The organism is Alkalihalobacterium chitinilyticum (assembly GCF_029028005.1).
In the GTDB taxonomy this organism is placed as follows: domain Bacteria; phylum Bacillota; class Bacilli; order Bacillales; family Bacillaceae_F; genus Alkalihalobacterium; species Alkalihalobacterium chitinilyticum.
On record NZ_JAOTPO010000001.1, the window covers coordinates 1 to 18,731 of the forward strand.

General features: G+C 36.5%; 16 protein-coding genes. 6 read left to right on the top strand and 10 right to left on the bottom strand.

Annotated features, from left to right (window positions below):
- Positions 1-187: 187 nt before the first annotated feature.
- The 3 genes from N7Z68_RS00005 to N7Z68_RS00015 are packed head-to-tail and all read right to left on the bottom strand — an operon-like array spanning position 188 to position 4,250.
- A complete protein-coding gene (locus N7Z68_RS00005; protein ID WP_275116396.1) occupies positions 188-1,663 on the bottom strand; it encodes a GGDEF domain-containing protein in 1,476 nt (491 codons plus the stop codon).
- A gap of 52 nt (positions 1,664-1,715) precedes the next feature.
- Positions 1,716-2,723, bottom strand: coding sequence for a putative bifunctional diguanylate cyclase/phosphodiesterase (locus N7Z68_RS00010; RefSeq protein WP_275116397.1), 1,008 nt, complete (start codon positions 2,721-2,723; stop codon positions 1,716-1,718).
- 3 nt (positions 2,724-2,726) lie between these two features.
- Entirely contained in the window at positions 2,727-4,250 is a 1,524-nt protein-coding gene (locus tag N7Z68_RS00015; protein WP_275116398.1) for a sensor domain-containing diguanylate cyclase, read from the bottom strand.
- A 349-nt stretch (positions 4,251-4,599) separates the two neighbouring features.
- On the opposite strand from N7Z68_RS00015, the gene cyoE reads away from it, so the two are divergent.
- Together cyoE and N7Z68_RS00025 are read left to right on the top strand one after the other, a co-directional pair.
- Positions 4,600-5,517: a heme o synthase gene (gene cyoE / locus N7Z68_RS00020; RefSeq protein ID WP_275116399.1), complete on the top strand. Its 918-nt coding sequence runs from the start codon at positions 4,600-4,602 to the stop codon at positions 5,515-5,517.
- Between the two features lie 167 nt (positions 5,518-5,684).
- Positions 5,685-5,891 (top strand): heavy-metal-associated domain-containing protein, encoded by a 207-nt coding sequence (locus N7Z68_RS00025; RefSeq protein WP_275116401.1) that lies wholly within the window; start codon positions 5,685-5,687, stop codon positions 5,889-5,891.
- 61 nt (positions 5,892-5,952) lie between these two features.
- On the opposite strand, the gene cysI is transcribed toward N7Z68_RS00025, so the two are convergent.
- The 3 genes from cysI to N7Z68_RS00040 all read right to left on the bottom strand — a co-directional run bounded on the left by cysI (position 5,953) and on the right by N7Z68_RS00040 (position 10,991).
- Positions 5,953-7,674: an assimilatory sulfite reductase (NADPH) hemoprotein subunit gene (gene cysI, locus N7Z68_RS00030; RefSeq protein WP_275116402.1), complete on the bottom strand. Its 1,722-nt coding sequence runs from the start codon at positions 7,672-7,674 to the stop codon at positions 5,953-5,955.
- 28 nt (positions 7,675-7,702) lie between these two features.
- The gene (locus N7Z68_RS00035) at positions 7,703-9,532 is read right to left on the bottom strand and encodes an assimilatory sulfite reductase (NADPH) flavoprotein subunit (RefSeq protein ID WP_275116403.1); all 1,830 of its coding nucleotides are present in this window, start codon (positions 9,530-9,532) and stop codon (positions 7,703-7,705) included.
- A gap of 367 nt (positions 9,533-9,899) precedes the next feature.
- Positions 9,900-10,991, bottom strand: a complete 1,092-nt coding sequence (locus N7Z68_RS00040; RefSeq protein ID WP_275116404.1) for a citrate synthase/methylcitrate synthase — start codon at positions 10,989-10,991, stop codon at positions 9,900-9,902.
- 108 nt (positions 10,992-11,099) lie between these two features.
- Here N7Z68_RS00040 and N7Z68_RS00045 point away from each other — a divergent pair, with 108 nt between their 5' ends.
- Together N7Z68_RS00045 and N7Z68_RS00050 are read left to right on the top strand one after the other, a co-directional pair.
- Positions 11,100-11,978 (top strand): LysR family transcriptional regulator, encoded by an 879-nt coding sequence (locus N7Z68_RS00045; protein ID WP_275116405.1) that lies wholly within the window; start codon positions 11,100-11,102, stop codon positions 11,976-11,978.
- A gap of 177 nt (positions 11,979-12,155) precedes the next feature.
- Positions 12,156-12,551, top strand: a complete 396-nt coding sequence (locus tag N7Z68_RS00050; RefSeq protein ID WP_275116406.1) for an SET domain-containing protein — start codon at positions 12,156-12,158, stop codon at positions 12,549-12,551.
- A 154-nt stretch (positions 12,552-12,705) separates the two neighbouring features.
- On the opposite strand, the gene N7Z68_RS00055 is transcribed toward N7Z68_RS00050, so the two are convergent.
- Entirely contained in the window at positions 12,706-13,710 is a 1,005-nt protein-coding gene (locus N7Z68_RS00055) for a helix-turn-helix transcriptional regulator (protein ID WP_275116407.1), read from the bottom strand.
- A gap of 170 nt (positions 13,711-13,880) precedes the next feature.
- Here N7Z68_RS00055 and N7Z68_RS00060 point away from each other — a divergent pair, with 170 nt between their 5' ends.
- Entirely contained in the window at positions 13,881-14,945 is a 1,065-nt protein-coding gene (locus tag N7Z68_RS00060; protein ID WP_275116408.1) for a DmpA family aminopeptidase, read from the top strand.
- 179 nt (positions 14,946-15,124) lie between these two features.
- On the opposite strand, the gene N7Z68_RS00065 is transcribed toward N7Z68_RS00060, so the two are convergent.
- Positions 15,125-16,045: an aminoglycoside phosphotransferase family protein gene (locus tag N7Z68_RS00065; RefSeq protein ID WP_275116409.1), complete on the bottom strand. Its 921-nt coding sequence runs from the start codon at positions 16,043-16,045 to the stop codon at positions 15,125-15,127.
- Between the two features lie 128 nt (positions 16,046-16,173).
- Here N7Z68_RS00065 and N7Z68_RS00070 point away from each other — a divergent pair, with 128 nt between their 5' ends.
- Positions 16,174-16,545 carry a hypothetical protein gene (locus N7Z68_RS00070; protein ID WP_275116410.1) on the top strand — a complete coding sequence of 124 codons (372 nt, stop codon included), beginning with the start codon at positions 16,174-16,176 and terminating at the stop codon, positions 16,543-16,545.
- A gap of 117 nt (positions 16,546-16,662) precedes the next feature.
- Here N7Z68_RS00070 and N7Z68_RS00075 read toward each other — a convergent pair whose 3' ends face one another.
- Both N7Z68_RS00075 and N7Z68_RS00080 read right to left on the bottom strand, forming a co-directional pair.
- Entirely contained in the window at positions 16,663-17,421 is a 759-nt protein-coding gene (locus N7Z68_RS00075; RefSeq protein WP_275116411.1) for a protein NO VEIN domain-containing protein, read from the bottom strand.
- Between the two features lie 53 nt (positions 17,422-17,474).
- Positions 17,475-18,608 (bottom strand): DNA adenine methylase, encoded by a 1,134-nt coding sequence (locus N7Z68_RS00080; protein ID WP_275116412.1) that lies wholly within the window; start codon positions 18,606-18,608, stop codon positions 17,475-17,477.
- Positions 18,609-18,731 lie beyond the last annotated feature (123 nt).

Consider the following 18,731-nt stretch of genomic DNA (forward strand, 5'->3'; position numbering starts at 1 on the left):
TTTCATAAGCCAGTAAAACTTCATTTTTAAATTCTTTAGAATACTTACTATTAGGCATAGAAAAACTCCCCCAAGGTAAACAGATTTTTATTTTTTAATCTGTCTACCTATAGGGGAGCATATCACAAAGTGCAGGTAGCCTTTACTTCTATATATCTTACGTTATACACAAAGGACATCTAGGTAATTAATTTTCATTTTGAAAAAAACAAAACTGATTTTTCCCCTTGGCTTTCGAACGGTACAAAGCGGTATCGGCATTTTTATATAGTTCTGCGGGGGTTGTACCATGTTCTGGTGTAAGTGCTATTCCTATACTCACGGTTACTCGTTCTCCATCAAGTTCTATTTCTTCACAGATATCCCGAACAGCTGCAATCATCTGATCTGCAGTCTTTTTTATTTCTTTCAGGTCAGAAGAACGAATGATCATTGCAAACTCGTCTCCACCGAGTCTAGCCGATACATCCTTTGCACCAGCAAAAGTCTTTAACGTCCTGGCTACGTTTTTTAACAACAAATCACCTTTATCATGTCCATGATAATCATTCACTAACTTAAAATTATCTAAATCAAGCATGACTAATGCCAATCCATCGTTTTTGTCTAGTAAGGCAGAACGCAATAATTCATCAAAAGCTGCCCTGTTTTTCAAACCAGTTAAACTGTCATGAAAAGCTAAGTACATCGGCTTAGCTAACCACCTGGCAATGAGCAGTGCAATGACAACAGCAACCATCAAGATAACAGACAACTGTATATAGAACGTTCTCTTATTGCCGTTTAAAACATCCTGTAAGTTTTTCTCATTGTACACAATTTCAATGACCTTATTCTTAGTTGTCCCTCCATCATATTTTGATGTATACGGGATATACCGGTAAATCGAAGCTTCTCCATTCACTTCCTCTCTTAACTCAGTCATCTCCTGTGTTGAGAGTGTACGTTCAAATGCAGCTCTTCTCCCTTGTGTCAAGCGCATTTCCTCAATAGGAATCCCTAATAAATTCCCCCCGATATTAAGAACATTAATATTATCTACAGAAGGATACCGTTTTTCCAATTCCTCGATCGTGTCTAAGAAATTAAACTCCTGAAAAATCACTCCATCTTGGAGCGAATACCCAAGTTGTATCATGTACTTTTTATCCCGCGTTGCCATGTAACTGTACTTTTTAACTAATCCAGTGTGCTGTTCAATATCCATCCCATCATCATAAAAGTTTCCAGTCTGCCTTCTTTCTTCCAGCACACTAGCAAGCTTCCGACAACAAGCCATAAAATCTAGTCCGATGTCCTCCTGAAAACTACTATGTGTAATAACAAAATCTTCATTAATAATGTAGATATCAAACTCTAACATTTTTTTTAATTCTTGAAAGTCCCATTGATCAAAATTAGGTTGTTCTTCATATTTACTGATTAGTATTTCAGAACTCGATTTCATTTTTGCCGCAGTCTCAGCTTCAAATAGAAAATACGCTTTTTCTATTGTATTAAGAGAATACTCAGCTATATTTTCAATTTGCTCTATATGGAATTGTTCATTCTTTTTCAATTCGTTTTTTAAGCGTTGATGGTCAATTAAAGTAATTGTAAACGAAATGATTATTGCAAATACTATCATAATTATAGATAATTTTAGTCTAAATCCAGACTTCACTTTCCCACTCCTCTTTAAAAATCGATTCGTTTGTGAAGTTATTTTTTTATTCTCACAAAGTTTCTCCACTTTCTTTTTCAAACTGCTGTTCAATTTGTTGAATTTTCCCTATCACATCTTGAGGTTTTAAAGGCTGACTAAACAAGTATCCCTGTATGTGATAACACTCTTTTTCATTTAACAACTCAACTTGACCTAACGTTTCAACCCCTTCAGCTATTACTCTCATATGTAAAAAACGTGCCATTGAAAGAATGGTCAAATCACTGTGATTGGCAGCATCAAGATTTTGAATAAATGAACGATCAATCTTAATTAAATCAAAAGGTAAATCTTTTAAATAACTTAGCGAACAATAACCGGTCCCAAAGTCATCAATAGCTATCTGGATTCCAAGTTTTTTTAGATTGTGAAGAACCCTGATGGAATGTTCGAGATTAACCATTGCCATACTTTCAGTAATTTCCAATTTCAAGAAATATCCAGGGACATCATATTTCCGGAGTATGCTTTCAACGGTTTCTACTAAATTCTCCTGGTAAAATTGCCGTGTTGAAAGGTTGACAGAGACGGCTAAATCCAAACACCCTTGTTCATGCCACGTTTTTAATTGCCTACATGCAGTATTCATTACCCACTCTCCAATTGAAATAATAAGACCACTTTTTTCTACCATCGGAATGAACTCAGCAGGTGAGATAAGACCTCGTGTCGGGTGTTCCCAGCGGATTAGGGCTTCCACTGCAAATACCTTGCCTGTTTTACTATTTACTTGAGGCTGATAGACCAAGTAGAATTCTTCATTAGAAAGAGCCTTATGCATGTCACTTTCTAACACGATTTGATCTAATATTTTTTCTGATAGTTCTGCGTCGTAAATTACACAACTTTTTGATAAGTCCTCTGCTTGATGCATAGCAATATAAGCATTTTTTATCAAATCATCAACCTGTATAGCATGTTGCGGATAAAACGATACACCAACATTAGCCGAAACTTTTAATAAGAGGTCTTCAACTTGAATTGTTCTTTCCAATGCATTATGTATTTGTTTGCACACCTCTTAACACTCTATTTCATCTGTAACAGGAGATAATAAAATAGCAAATACATCTCGATCGATCCTTGAAAAAAGGGTCCTCTTTGGAATGAACTGATGAAGTTTTTGAGTAAACGTTAACACAAGTTTATCTGCGATGACCTGCCCAAATACCTCTTTTATATTTTTTGCACCATCAATTTCAAACAACAAGACCGCTATTTTCTCCTGAGGGTTATTAGCTATTTGCTGCTCCACCATTCGCTTGAAGTAACGATTGTTTGGCAACCCTGTAAGTTCATCATTATAAGCCATATATTCAATTTTCTTTTTATCTTTTCTTTGCTGACTAATATCACGAAAAACTATAATGTTTCCAACTACAGTTCCATCTTCTTCATTAGGGGTAATGGTAATGGTAATTGAAACTGGAACTGCACTTCCGTCTTTCCTTAGAAACCAACCTTCTTCTACCCTGCGACTTTGTTTTTCAAATAAGTTAGCCTCTAGAAAGTCTTGAGTTAATTGTTCGCTTCTTACTCCCTTTAACTTAACAAACCCTAGCAATTCCTCACCCAGTATCTCCTCGCTCTTCCACTGTAAGATGGCCTCTGCTTCTTGGTTGATTAGTGTCACTTGGCCATAGCGGTCTACAACAACAACACCTTCCCCCATATTAGACATAACTGTATTTAGGAACCTTTCTTTTCTCTTTACGACCTCTTCAGCTCTTCTCTTAAAAATAAAGGGTTCCTCTACCGCTGTATAATAGAGCGCTCGCAAAAGATAGCAAAACCCAAATATTTGGAAGATATGACCTAAAAAGTTTTCAAAGCCAAACACACTAATATAGGAAGTAAACATAACATCACTAAATATCATGTAAAATGATGCAAGCACGAGTGTAAGATAAAATACATCGCTTAACAACTTCCTATAAACGATTACAAATATACCTAAAGCTTGAATAATCAATGCTGCATATTGCAAACCATTCTTCAATGATGTTGTACCTACCCCTTCAATTACAAGATCAGGCAACAACTGAACAGGAGCATAAACAACAACCAGAATTATAAAAGAAACGAATAACCCTGCTCCATACGCTAGAAATCTCCTAATTACAGGCATTTTCCTTTCCTTCATTAATACAAGAACAAGTACCCCAAATGCCAAAAACAACCTACTAATCATATAGAACCATGTAGCTTGATAAGGCGAACTCTCTACGAAGAAAACAGGCATCCCTTTGTATGTAATTGCATGTGCGATTTCCAAAATCGTAATCGTAACAAAGATAGCCCCTAGCCATAATTGTTTACTTGATCGCGTATACGGATAAATAATCCAAGCTTGTAATGATATAGTGGCACAAGCAATAACAATAAAAAAACTGACAATAAGATGTGTAATTACATAATTTTCCCCTTTTACCAATTCAAAAAAAGGTTCTCTGATGACCATTAAAAATAAAACAATCAAAACGGGTATAAAAATACTGATTTTATTTTTATTTAACGTTTGAAAAAACTCTCCCCTAATCCCCACACTGCTGTCCCCTCTTATCTCTTTTTAGTTCATTCTAACTAAAACTTTAGGATCAATCTATAGCTTCCTTACAATTTTCACCAATCCTTCATGAATTCCATAGGACTCTTATGCTGTGTGAGGGTTTAAAATAAAACAGTCATTCCATAATCCGTACAAACTCGGTCGGATATAAGAACATTACTCGACATCTCTTGACAATTCCGCCATAAATCACTAATATTCCCTATAGTATATAAATTCCTACTAGAGTCCAAATGTGTTATGATTTGTATTGGAATCTCTTTCATATATCAGCCAATGATGTAAGGTCGTATGAGATCATCTAGTAAAAGGGAAGAGGGAAATAATGCAAGGGGAACAAAATTTAACAACACCGAAACAGAGCCTATCAACTAATTTAGCACTCACTGTCAAAACAGGTATTATTAAATCCAATCTTGTTACGATGTTTGCCGGATTAACGTTGGCTCTGTACACATACCAATATAGTCTTTTTGATAAAATACCGGAAATTATTTTTGCTTTGATAGGATCCATTCTTGTTATGGGTGCTGCTGGCTCATTTAATAACTTATACGATCGGGATATTGACTCCATTATGGAGAGAACGAAAAACAGGCCAACTGTTACTGGTGAAATTAAGCCTGCTACTGTTTTATGGCTTGGGATTGTAATGTCAATCTCCGGGGTCACCGTGCTCGCTCTAGCTACGCCACTAGCTGCACTCCTAGGGTTTCTAGGATTGTTTTTTTATGTCGTACCATATACGATGTGGAGTAAAAGAAGGACTATCTATAATACAGAGATTGGCAGTATTTCTGGGGCTATGCCTCCTCTTATCGGTTGGGCTGCCATTTATCCAGACATTACCCATCCTGCTATTCTCGGCCTTTTTGTTATAGCTGTTGTATGGCAAATGCCTCATTTCTATGCGATCGCTATTCGAAAACATGAAGAATATAAAGCAGCTAAAGTTCCAATGCTTCCTGTGGTAAAAGGCATTAGAAGAACGTATCTACAGACAAATATTTATTTAGTCATTTTAATTGCTACAAGTTTCCTTCTCGGGTCACTGAGCCTTGGTCTTATGTTAGTCGCAATTCTTTTAGGTGTTATATGGCTGATCTTAAGTATTTATGGCTATAAAAAGATGGATCCAGAAAAATGGGCAAAATCACTTTTTATTTTCTCTCTTATTCATATGACAGTCCTATTTTCAACTGTAATTATCTATTCAGTTATCGGGATTTTGTTTAAACTGTAACACTAAATTGGACGCTTTCAACAAAAAAACCAAACAACGCTCCTGGTTGTTTGGCTTTTTTTATTTCAACTTGTACTCTGCTCCACTTTTCTAAACCACTCTAACTTTTTCTCGAATAAAAGTAACCCCTTTGCTAAAAACTGATAAAAAAAGGTGTGGTGACCAAGATGAAGCACGTCTCTCTTCAAGTTGAAAAAATGAGTTGTGGAAACTGTCTCTCAACCGTAGAAAATGCATTAACTCAAATGAATGGAGTCAATCGAGCGAAAGCTAGTCTTGAAGATAAAAAGGTTGAGGTTGAATATGACGAAACGAAAGCTGAAGTTTATGACTTGGCAGAAGCTGTGAGAAAAGCCGGATACATTGTGTTGTAAAAAAATTAAATCAATAACCAAAAGAGACAGGGAATAAGCCCTGTCTCTTTTGGTTACTTTATTAATCGTGAAAATTTGTACCGTCTGTTGTTTCTTTTATGACACCAGCACGAATGACAAAATCACCAAAGTGTTCGCCTTCTTCTCGCTCTTTAGCATAGCGCGGAAGTAGAACACGAAGCTCATTTAAGATTTCCTCTTCGCCGATGTTTTCGCGGTACATTTTACTTAGACGACTTCCATCAAACGCTGCACCGAGGTACATATTGTACTTACCAGGGGCTTTACCGATAAAACCAATTTCAGCAAGTGCATGACGCGCACAACCATTAGGACAGCCTGTCATGCGAATTGTGATCTCTTTATCATGTAAACCACTCTCATCAACAATTTCATCGATTTTATCGATAAGTCCTGGTAAATATCGCTCTGCTTCAGCCATCGCCAGCCCGCATGTCGGTAAGGCAACACAGGCTAATGAACTGCGACGAATAGCCGAATACTGCTTTCCATCCGTTAAGCCAAATTGCTCAATTAATTCAGTAATTTTTTTCTTTTTCTGACTCGTAACATTTGCAATGACCAGGTTTTGGTTAGCTGTTAAACGAAAATCTCCTGTGTGGATTTTTGCAATTTCCCGTAAACCTGTCATCAATTTATAGTCTTCGAGATCAGTAATACGTCCACCTTCAACGAATAATGTAAAATGCCATTTGCCTTTTGCGCCTTTCACCCATCCGTAACGGTCACCATTATGGTCAAAGTGGTATGGCTTTGCTTCTTCGAGGCTCCAGCCAAGACGAGCTTCAATTTCAGCTACGACCGTATCTAAACCTAGTCGGTCCACCGTATATTTGAAACGTGCATTTTTTCGTTCGGAACGATTTCCGTAATCACGCTGGATCATGATGATCTTTTCAGCAACGTCATAAATTTGCTCCGGTTTACAGAACCCAATCACTTTTGCTACTTGAGGATACGTTTCTTTATCCCCGTGACTCATCCCCATACCGCCGCCAATTACAACGTTAAATCCAAGCAGTTTACCATCTTCTACAACAGCAATATAGCCAAGGTCTTGCGAGAAGATATCCACATCATTGGATGGTGGTACTGCAATCCCGATCTTGAACTTTCTTGGTAAATAAAGCGGTCCGTACATCGGTTCAACTTCTTCAACATCAGGTGTACCTGCTACCATTTCTTCATCTAACCACAACTCATGGTACGCTCTTGTACGCGGGAGTAAGTCATCACTTAATAGTTTTGACCACTTAAATACTTCCTCATGTACTTCTGATTGATCAGGGTTAGGGTTGCACATCACGTTACGGTTAACGTCCCCGCACGCAGCAATCGTATCTAATAAAGAAGCATGGATTTCTTGGATTGTTTTTTTCATATTCCACTTTAGAATACCGTGCATCTGAAACGCTTGGCGCGTCGTCAATTTTAATGTACAGTTCCCGTATTTTTGAGCTAGGTCATCCATCACTAGCCATTGTTCAGGAGTAGCTACCCCACCAGGTGTTCGCACTCGTAACATAAATTGATACGCAGGCTCTAATTTTTGTTTTTGACGCTCATTACGTAGATCACGGTCATCTTGTAAATAGCTTCCGTGGAATTTCATAAGACGATTATCATCATCTGAGATCCCTGCACTAATTCGGTCCAGCATTGTTTCTTTTAATGTACCGCGTAAGTAATTACTATCTTCTTTAATACGTTCAACGTCACTCGGCGGCCCTTCTGGTGCTTTTAATAAAGTCTTATTCACCATATTTATTTACTCCTTTCAATCCAATCAATCAATATACATCGCGTTGATATCGTTTTTGTTGTTGCATATTTGCTAAGTAAGCTTCTGCTTCTTGACGGCTCAGGTTGCCTTCTTGTTCAATAATATCAAGAAGTGTGTTGTGAACGTCATGTGCCATATGTTTTTCATCACCACATATATATACAACAGCTCCCTCTTGAAGCCATTCAAACAATTCTTTACTATTTTCAAGCATGCGGTGCTGTACATAAACCTTTTCTTCTGTGTCACGAGAAAACGCAACATCCATCTTCGTTAAGACACCGTCTTTCAACCATTTTTGCCATTCGGTTTGATAGAGGAAGTCTGTAACAAAATGCTGATCTCCAAAGAACATCCACGACTTACCTTCCTCAGCCAGTTCTTCACGTTCTTGCATGAAAGCACGGAACGGAGCAACTCCTGTACCTGGTCCAACCATAATAATCGGTGTTTCAGCGTTTTCAGGGAGCTTAAAGTTTTGGTTATTTTGAATAAAGATCGGTAATGTATCTCCAGATTGTAAACGATCTGCACAGAAAATTGAACATACACCATTTCGTTCTCGTCCATGTGCTTCGTATCGAACTGCACCGATTGTTAAATGAACTTCGTCAGGATTTGCCGATAGACTGCTTGCAATTGAATAAAGGCGTGGCGGCATTTTTCTAAGAACTGAAACGAATTCCTGTGCTGATGTGCCCCACGGACCATAATCACGAACTACATCTAATAAGTCACGACCTTTAATATATTCCTTTAACTTTGCTTCACTGCCTGGTAATACTAACTCATGTAACTCACTGTTTTTTGACAACTTCGCAATCTGCTCAAGAAGTGGCTTTGTAACAACGGTAATTTCAAATTGTGTGCTTAGCGCTTCCCTTAGAGAGTGAGTTGCCCCTTGTTTATTTACTGGCACATTCTCATTCGGGTCGAACTTCATTTCTTTTAATAATAATTCAACTAATTCAGGATCATTTTCTGGATAAATACCTAAACTGTCGCCTGGCTCATACGTAAGACCAGAACCTTCTAATGATATCTCAAGATGACGTGTTTCTTTATTAGAACCACGACCATTTAAATTTAAATTCTCTAGAATTTCGGCTTTAAATGGATTTGTACGACTATATTCAGTTGTTTCAGCTTGTGATGCAGGAATTCCTGAAGGCTCTGAGACTGTTCCCTCTTGCGCTTCACTTAAACCGCCAATTACTCCTTTTACCCATTCCGCTGCTGGCTCATCGAAGTCTAGGTCACAATCCACACGTGCATAAAGCCTTGTACCACCTAAATCCTCTAACTTTTGATCAAATTCTTTCCCTGTTTGACAGAAGAATTCATAGGAGCTATCCCCAAGTGATAATACAGAAAATCTTAAATGATCAAGCTTCGGTGCGCGTCTGCCATGAAGAAACTCATGGAAAGATAATGCATTATCTGGTGGTTCACCTTCACCGTGTGTACTCACAACAATTAGTAAATTTTCTACCTTTTTCAATTGATTAGGCTTAAAATCACTCATTGAAGAAACGGTTACTTTAAATCCTTGTTTTTCAAGCGTCTTGCCCGTACTGTCTGCAAGTCTTTGAGCGTTTCCTGTCTGTGAACCGTAAAGAACAGTTACATCTTTAGAAATTGCCTTTGCTGTAGGACTTGGAGCTGTTACTGTTGCTGGTTGTGTTTCTACTGCACCAGGAGCTGCAGCAACAGTCTGAGTGGCTGCTAAATAACCGCATAACCATACTTTTTGTGAATCTGTTAATGTTGGCAGAAGACGGTTAAGGAGCTCTGCCTGCTCCTCATTAAACGGACTGTTCATGACTTGTAATTGCAACAAAATCCACCTCACAAAATATAAAACTAATAAATGAATAATTTTATCGTACTACATTATTCCTATAAGTCAAATTGGTTTTAATTATTTTTACAATTTAAATTACTAATCATTGAAATAGGATTCGTTTATTATAGATCAATTATGTTGCCATATTAGGTCGAAAAAAAGGATAACGATAATTTTTATTTATACTTGAAGCTTTTACACTATGGTCTTTTTTGGAGCACATTTGCAAGGTTAATTTAAATAAAAGAAGATTTGGTTTTCAATATTCACATATGTGTGAACTTAGCTTACGGTCCAAAGGCTCTTTCTAAGCTTTTAAAAAGACGCTTCCTCATAAAAGAAAGCGCCTTTGAAAAAATTACATTTGTGCCATCGTACCGACATATTCAGATTGCGGTCTAAAGATTGTATTATCCTCGGCTTGTTCGAGCACATGAGCGCTCCAACCAACGACACGGCTAGCAGTAAAAGTTGGGGTAAACAGCTCTGGAGCCAAGTTTATCGATTTCATAATAGCTGCTGCATAAAATTCTACATTCGTGTATAAAGCTCTACCAGGTTTTAATTCATTTAATAATTTAACTGCTACATTTTCAACATGAACAGCAAGATCAAGCCAACGATCTTCACCGCTCAACCCTATTAGTTTTTTTCTTAATGCGATCGCTCTAGGATCATGGGTTTTGTAGACACGATGCCCAAAGCCCATCAATTTTTCACCACTCATAAGTTTCTTCCGTATGACGTCTTCTGTTTTTTCTACAGTTTCAATTGCATTTAATAAATCGATAACGCCAGACGGTGCACCGCCATGAAGAGGACCTTTCATCGTGCCGATCGCGGAAGTAATGGCTGAGACGATATCTGATTCAGTAGAAGCTGTTACGCGTGCCGAGAATGTGGATGCATTCATTCCATGCTCTAAAGTTAAGATCATATACGTTTCAAGTGCTTCAACTTGTGCTTCTAATGGGCTACTCCCATTCAACATGTATAAATAATTCTCAACATGGCTTAAGGTTTCTACAGGTTCATTACATGTTTTACCTTGTACCTTGTTATACCAATACGCGATTATCGTAGGCATTACAGCAGTCAATGTAATCGCTTGAGAAATGGTTGGTTTCCACCCATAGTCAATCGTCCCCTCTGCAGAAATAACCGTTCGAATAACACTCATGAAATCCATATTTGTAGGAAGAACATCCATAACAGTTTTCATTGTTTCAGTTAAATACCTGCTTTTTACTAATTCTGTATTTAACTTATCTAATTCTGCCACTGTCGGTAAATGTCCAAACCATAATAGAAAAGCAACTTCTTCAAATGAATGAGCAGCTGTTAGATTACGAATTTCATACCCTCTATAAATAAGCTTGCCCTCTTTCCCATCAATGTGACTAATTGCCGTTTCAGCAGCTACTACACCCTTTAATCCTTTGTTAACCATTGCAATCACTCCTTCCTTCTATTACAAAAATTGTATAATATATAAATGATTAATAAAATTAAATATTTTTAAATAAAATGATTAATAATTATAATAAGGAGCCTGTTAATGGAACTTAATTGGATTAAAACATTTATTACAGCGGCGGAGAATGGGAACTTCCGAAAGACAGCGGATCAGTTATTTATTTCACAACCAACGGTCACCGTCCACATTAAACAATTGGAGAAGGAGCTCGGGGTACTACTTTTTAAAAGAGAAGGCAAAAAAATCAAACTGACCGAGTCCGGTAGAAGGTATTTACAGCATGCAAAACAAATCATAGCTGTTTACGATAACGGACTACAAGACCTGCAAACATTCACGCAAGGATACACAACAAAACTGACGCTTGCCATCTCTCCATTAATCGCTGATACTGTATTACCGTTTGTTCTAAAACAATACATCAAAAACCATCCAGAAGTTGAGATTTCTATTGAAATCATTGAATCGGAAAACATCGAAAAGGCAGTATTGGATGAAATCGTTGATATTGGGCTTTCATGCTTAAAAAGCTTCCATCCAGAACTTAAAACAACTTTACTTTACAAAGATAAAGTCTGTTTAGTAACGCCACATGATGGGCGAGATTTTGAGTCAGCTTTTCCACTTGAAGAAGGGGAGATTTTATCCTCCAATCGCCTATTAACACATAATCACCCTGGCTATTGGGATAACTTATGTAAGACAGTAAAACTCTTTTACCCTTCTGTCCGAATGATGAAAGTCTCACAAATTCATATTACCAAACGGTTTATTATGGAAGGACTCGGAGTGTCCTATCTGCCTTCATCAACCATTCGTAGAGAATTACTTGAAGGAAGGTTACTTGAAGTGGACTCTCAGTCATTTCCACTTCCTGAAGCCAATACATATGCAATTCTAAAATACCACCACCAAGCACAAGAAGAATTTTTAAGATTTCTATCAAAATACAGAATATAATATTTGTATAACTGAGCGTATTTTTACAGCTGTTCTCCTTAGAACTGGAGTCTTACTATCGATAAACTTATTAATCAGCCTAGTTGTTTTAATACATTTCAATTGTCGTGTCTAGAATAGAATGTTACAGTCATAGAGGAGAAAAGATAAAAAAAGCAGATTGTGAAGGTGACTAACATGATTGAGGTAAAAAACTCTTCAATAAGTGAAGGTGAATTCAACAGAGGAGTATTCGCAACACAAGACATAAAAAAAGGGCAGCTCTTCCATGAAGCCCCCGTTGTTCCTGTTCCTAATGAACAACACGAATTTTTAGATCAAACGATTTTGGGTGATTATGTGTATGAGTATGGTATTAACCATACCGCCATCGTCTTAGGATATGGAATGCTGTTCAACCATTCGTATGAACCGAATGCAACCTATGAAATTAATTTTGACAACCACACTTTTGATTACTATGCATACAAGGATATCAAAAAGGGTGAAGAAGTATTTATCAACTATAATGGTGAAGTAGATAATAATGATCCACTATGGTTTAATAAGGAAGATGATTCGGACAATGAGTAAAGGCTCTAGATTTTATATGTCATATAGATGATGACGATCATTAAAGCTTATTTCTGAAGTTCTATCCACAACTGTATAGAAGGGGCGTTTAAACTGGATCAGTTCAAGGCCCTTTTCTTTTATTTTGTATTGAAAAGAAGTTGAATTACCATATCTACCTCAAGTAACGATTCATCATCTCCTGAATTTCCTTCTCAATCTCTTCAACGAGAGAAGGTGGCGAAAGTACTTTTACTTTACTGCCCCAGGTCAAGATCCAACCTTTCAATCCTTCACTTATTTTTGCTTTCGCTTTTATTGCGAAAGTTTCCTCCCCTGTCTGTCTAATATCCACCTCAATCCCAAACTTATCGATCACACCATTTAGGACGTTTTGATCTAATTTAAATTCTAGTGTCACCCATTGGTCTTGACCACCGAACATATGAAAGGAATTTTGTACATATGTACTCAGATCTCTCGTTTTTTTTGTAAAGCGTTCATCGGTAATCGTGACATTGCGCATGCGATCTAGACGATAATTTCTTGGATTTTCAGTGTCATCGTATTTAATATCTTCACCGATTAGATAATAAAAATCAGATTCCCAGATTAAAGCATGTGGTTCAATCCGGTACAAAGCCCCGCCATGTCTCAATTGGAATTCTTTCTCAAAATTAAAGTCACCATATTGAAATGTAATTCTTTTTTGCTCGTAGATCGCAGTATGTATCGTATCAATATGTAATTTTATTAATTGGTAATCACTATTAATCGACTGCTGGTACACAATTGGATCTGGCAATGATTTGGCTGTGTGTTTACTTGTCAACTTTTTTAAGTTAGTTACTAAGTGTTTCTTTTCATCTTCCGTTATAAATCTAGCAGAAAGAATTGGATCAATTAATAGTCTAAGTTGATAGTTTTCAAACAGCCGGTCTTGATGACTGTAAAAAATCTCACCATACTTCTCAATGTTTTCAATGATATCAAAGCCCGTCGCTTGTAGGGTTTTAATATATCTTTTCACAGCCTTTTGTTCTACAGTTTCCCCCGGTCCAAGCTCCATTTTTAATTTTTCCACTAGATCTTTTATCGATAATTGATGGTGCTCATCAGTATGCCTTAGAAAAATTCCTTTTAATAAAAGCAACCGGATTCCGGTCTTAACTTCACTCACTGCCACACCTCTTTTTTCCACTTAATTCCTTTTAATTGTATCAAATCATTATATACAACCTCAATTAATTTTTAACTTATACCAAAATGTTGTCATTGCAGAAACAGTCCTTGAACGTTGGTAAGCACTTTGCGAAAATAAAGATTGTACATACGAAGGGGTGGTAGTTCATGCTTGGTCAAAAAAGAATTAGAGATTACGGTGTAGAAGTAGGAGAATTACAAACAGGTCAGTATAACGCAATTACTGATGTTGCGGGAGTTACAGTAGGTCATCTAACGTTAAGTAAGGATGACATTCAAACAGGTGTGACCGCCATACTCCCCCATCAAGGTAATCTTTTCAAAGAAAAGTTAATTGCATCGACTCATGTACTCAATGGGTTTGGAAAAACAACGGGGACGATCCAAGTCAATGAATTAGGGACGATAGAAACACCTATTATACTAACAAATACCTTAAGCGTCGGAACTGCTACAGATGCACTTATTGAATATATGCTAGATCAAAATCCAGAAATCGGACGAACGACAGGAACTGTTAATCCTATTATTGGCGAATGTAATGATATGATTTTAAACGATATCCGAGCTAGAGCAATTTCAAAAGAACATGTTTTTCAAGCTTTAGAAAATACAGCCTCAGAATTTAAAGAAGGAACAGTTGGAGCAGGAACAGGAATGGTTTGTTATTCTTTAAAGGGCGGGATAGGAACTGCTTCACGGGTAATCCACCTTGAGCACGGGGCATACACTATGGGAGTATTAGTATTATCTAACTTTGGAAAATTAAGTGATTTGACGATTAATGAGAAGTTGATTGGAAGAACTGTAAGTAATGCAATATCTAATAAATATGAACAAAGAGACAAAGGTTCAATCATTTTTATCGTCGGAACCGACCTTCCTGTATCTGAAAGACAACTCAACCGGATTATTAAACGCACAGTCACAGGATTAGCACGAACCGGTTCGATCATTTCAAATGGCAGTGGCGACATCGCGATTGGATTTTCTACCGCAACAAAAATCCCTCACGAAAAACCAGCTAAATGTCTAACCATTCCAACCATTCACGAAGAAGACATTGACCTAGCCTTCCGAGCGGTTGGTGAAGCTACTGAAGAGGCTATCCTGAATTCGTTAATTACGGCTACTCGTGTGAACGGGAGAGACGGTAATGAAAGGCCTGCTTTAGCGGAATTACTGAAAGAATATAAAATATCGTTAACTTAGACTGAGAGACGAGAGGCACCCTCTATGATTTGGGTGCCTTTTTAATTTGGACGATGTTAAAAGACTTGTTGTGTTGGCATGACTGCCTTTCAGATCCTGAATGGCATGTGAATAGCACATCAAGTATGAACTCAAAATAAACTTTATGAACACAATACCTTTACAAAGATTTATTTTAGTTAAATATCAATGTCTGTACCATAGTATTCCGTAAATAATCTTTCAAAAATTCCAATTCCTTTAAAGAAAGAAGTACTATACTGAGTCCCATTTACCGACCAGGAAGTGGCTAACACAGCATGACAATATCCCCATAATATCATTCGTTTTTTATTTAATTGAAGTTGCTGAGTAAAAACATCTACTCTATTCTTCATAACCTCATAAGACCCATCCTCAGGTAATTTATTTAAGAGAAATTGAATAAGATCATACTCAGCCTCTCCTAAAAGCCCCTTTGGATCAATCACCTTCCAATTGCCATCATTAGATAAAAGGATATTGTATGGATGAAAGTCGCCATGGAGAAGCCAGTGCCGTTCGATTGTTGCATTTAAATAAGTAAAAACCTTTAATGCGTTTTTTAATCTAACTCTAGAAATCGGTCCAAGGCCGTGGGGGTGGCTCTTCACAATTTCCCTTAACTTCTCTTCTCTCTTTTTCGTTGTTCCAATTCTTGTTTTTTTTGGAACTTCAGTCATTAGATTTTTAAACAAATCTGCAGCTATTAAACAAGCAGCTTCATCATCTGTTACATCTGCTAGTTCCTGGCCAGGCAGTATCTTTTCTAAGATTAAAATTCCCTGCTCCTGATCAAAAGCAAGCAACTGCACAATCCCCCGGTCTTGAAATAGTTGCAATGCTTCTAACTCTGCTAAAAAATCATCGCCTGGTAAACATAGTTTTACTACAACTTCTTGTCCATTTACTTTTTTAGCAGGTGCTACATAATTAATTGAAAGTGAATACGGTTCTTCTATTCGTAATGACCACTTTTGCTCACAATAACGAATGAGATCCGGTAATTTATTTAGCCAAATATCCCCCCGCTCCTTAAAGCAATGCCTCACGTTTCTTACAAACTGCTCCTGTAGCTTCAACTTGTTTCTCCTTTCTCCCTTGATTAATAGGATGTTATACTATCTGTTCGCCTAATTTCAATAGGGACTAGCTCATTTCTAGGGTCTCTTCAATAAAATAGGTTATATCTTGAAGGAGGTGAATGTACATGTATACAACTTCATTTCAAGGTATGTACCCAGCTGTACCTGCTAATGTAAGATCTAGCCATCTTAATAGCCACTACGGGCCATACTCTATGTATCAGGGACATTATGGATATCATCCATACTCATATCCTAATTACGGGAACGTAGGAAACTTTCAATCTAGTATGAACCCTAATTACGGACACCTCATTCCTTATCAACCTAAAGTAAAAACTCATAATACCCAGCAAGTAAAAGCCAAACCAATCAATAAAACGCAACACCAGAAAATAAAATCACCAATTAAACACCATCAATACCATTGGCACCATGGATTCCCTTATGGACAAGGATCAGGATTATTCCCAGATTATTATCAATCAAATTATTAAATTGAAAATTGAAAATATTTTAAAGAGAATAAACCTATATTGGATTTATTCTCTTTTCTTATGTTTCATGTTTAAACAACCGTGTAAACATGAAACATAAAATTCACAAAAATAGTTTTATATGAACGATACTTTATACATTATAGGCTGAAGGGCCATTTTTTTATAAAAATCTTCTCCATTTATACGTAAAATTTCTCCTTTACCTGTACTCATATCAAAATTATATACTCTTACAATTTCAGCTTGGTCTTGATATTCTTCGATAAACGCTTTTTCGTTCTCAGTTAAATAAAAATCTGTATCTTTTGGACCAGTAGTTGTTTTAACTTCAATGAATTTTGGTTTCCCATTTTCATCATAAGATAAAATGTCATAACCAGCACCATCACCTTCTTCAACTGACACATGAATGATTTTTTCACTCAGATTAGGATTTAATCTACCTTTTTCATACTTAAGGACAAATTCTTCTCCTTTTAACCCAAGCTCTTGATTTTTTAAGTTTAACGCTTCAAAATTTACTCTTCTCGCTATAAACCTTCGTTTCTTTTCTTTACGACCCTCGATTTCTACTTTCTCGTTATCTCCTTTTTCAAATTGCGGTAACGCTCTTGACCTTAAGACTCCATTATTACCGACCCGCCGATACTCACAATATTTTAGTAAGTCATTATTTTCCCGATGTGAAACCATATTTCTCACTTTTTGCTCGAATTTCGTGTCATTACGATTTAAATTAATTTGTAAATCGTTACCGTCTGGCTGCATTTCTATCATCAAAGCTTCTTTTAATTCAGTCGTTGTCATTTCCCCCGTCTCTTCTAATATCTTTTTTGCCACTACAAGAATTTCACGTTCGGTATAATTACTCATTTCGGTTCCCCCTTTGAAACTTAGACTATATGAAAAAAGTAGAGACAAATGCTCTACCTTTTATAGTTCGTTATTAATATATGTTCTACTTTTCGGTCGTTACGATCCATGAAACTAACACTATATTCTTTATCAAAACCAATGATATTTATTCCCGGTTGATTATAAAGATTATAAATGAAATCTGTATTCTTAATAATTAACATAAAACGACAATTGCAATGATTTATTAGATAATTCGCTAGACGCTCCTGATCCTTACTGACGAATGAATGATTAGCATACGTTGAAAAATCACTATCATACGGCGGGTCTAAAAATATAAAATCCTCTTCATGATTAGGTATTTCTTGAAGAAACTCTTGGAAGTCAGCATTATAAATATTTGTATGACGTAAGATATTTTGCAGATCTGTACTCCAGAGATAATCAATTTTATGGTTAAATGCTTTGCTGTTGTAAGATGCTCCACCGTATGGAACATTAAATCCTCCACTCTTGTTATATCTAAACATCGAAGAATAACAAAATTCACGTAAATAGAAAAAAAGTGCAATATGCATTTCCTGATCGAGATTATACTTTACCCTTTCATTATACAGGTATCGATAATACGTATAGACACTTGCCCGTATACTCGACTCAAAGTTTTTCCGATAATCTTCCTCTGGTAAGTCGCCTTTCTTTATTTCGTTATTTTTAGTATTAGTAAACTTTGACAGAATGGATTTTTTCAACTCTTTTATTAATCTCTCAAAATTTATATCTAAACTATTTTGCACACCTATAGCAACTTCGTTTCGCTTAATCTCGATAAATTCATCGATTAATTCTTTTAATTGTTCTTTCTCTATCTCATCACTCTTATATCGCCCATAATAGCTACGAAGTGTTTCATAATAATCGTTGGATAGCATCCCAAAGAAACTCCACACATCCCAAATATCGTGTAAGTAACGATTAAACAACTCATTTCTTTCTCTAATTAATGTATATAATGCAATAAGCTCCCCAGAAAAGTCATTAACATAAGCCTGATGATATTTTTCTTTCGGGATTGATAGGAAACATGCCCCACCACCTAAAAAAGGTTCTATATAATTGTTCATTGATGTAGGCAAAAATTGATGAATAATTTCCAGTTCGCCAGTCTTGCCTCCTGGCCACTTTACAAACGGCTTTACCAAGTTAACTTCCCCCTGCTAGTAATCTAAACTTTATTATATCATTTTTTTATTTAAACACATGCTACATCATAAAATCGTCTAAATCATAAAAAGCTCTTGAAAAATAAAATGTCTCAATCCTTC

What these genes read in the sequence shown, in the direction of transcription:
- N7Z68_RS00050 (WP_275116406.1), top strand. Translation starts at nt 12,156, where the DNA reads ATGATTGAGGTAAAAAACTCTTCAATAAGTGAAGGTGAATTCAACAGA.
- N7Z68_RS00040 (WP_275116404.1), bottom strand. Translation starts at nt 10,991, where the DNA reads ATGGTTAACAAAGGATTAAAGGGTGTAGTAGCTGCTGAAACGGCAATT.
- cyoE (WP_275116399.1), top strand. Translation starts at nt 4,600, where the DNA reads ATGCAAGGGGAACAAAATTTAACAACACCGAAACAGAGCCTATCAACT.
- N7Z68_RS00045 (WP_275116405.1), top strand. Translation starts at nt 11,100, where the DNA reads ATGGAACTTAATTGGATTAAAACATTTATTACAGCGGCGGAGAATGGG.
- N7Z68_RS00070 (WP_275116410.1), top strand. Translation starts at nt 16,174, where the DNA reads ATGTATACAACTTCATTTCAAGGTATGTACCCAGCTGTACCTGCTAAT.
- cysI (WP_275116402.1), bottom strand. Translation starts at nt 7,674, where the DNA reads ATGGTGAATAAGACTTTATTAAAAGCACCAGAAGGGCCGCCGAGTGAC.
- N7Z68_RS00025 (WP_275116401.1), top strand. Translation starts at nt 5,685, where the DNA reads ATGAAGCACGTCTCTCTTCAAGTTGAAAAAATGAGTTGTGGAAACTGT.
- N7Z68_RS00075 (WP_275116411.1), bottom strand. Translation starts at nt 17,421, where the DNA reads ATGAGTAATTATACCGAACGTGAAATTCTTGTAGTGGCAAAAAAGATA.
- N7Z68_RS00060 (WP_275116408.1), top strand. Translation starts at nt 13,881, where the DNA reads ATGCTTGGTCAAAAAAGAATTAGAGATTACGGTGTAGAAGTAGGAGAA.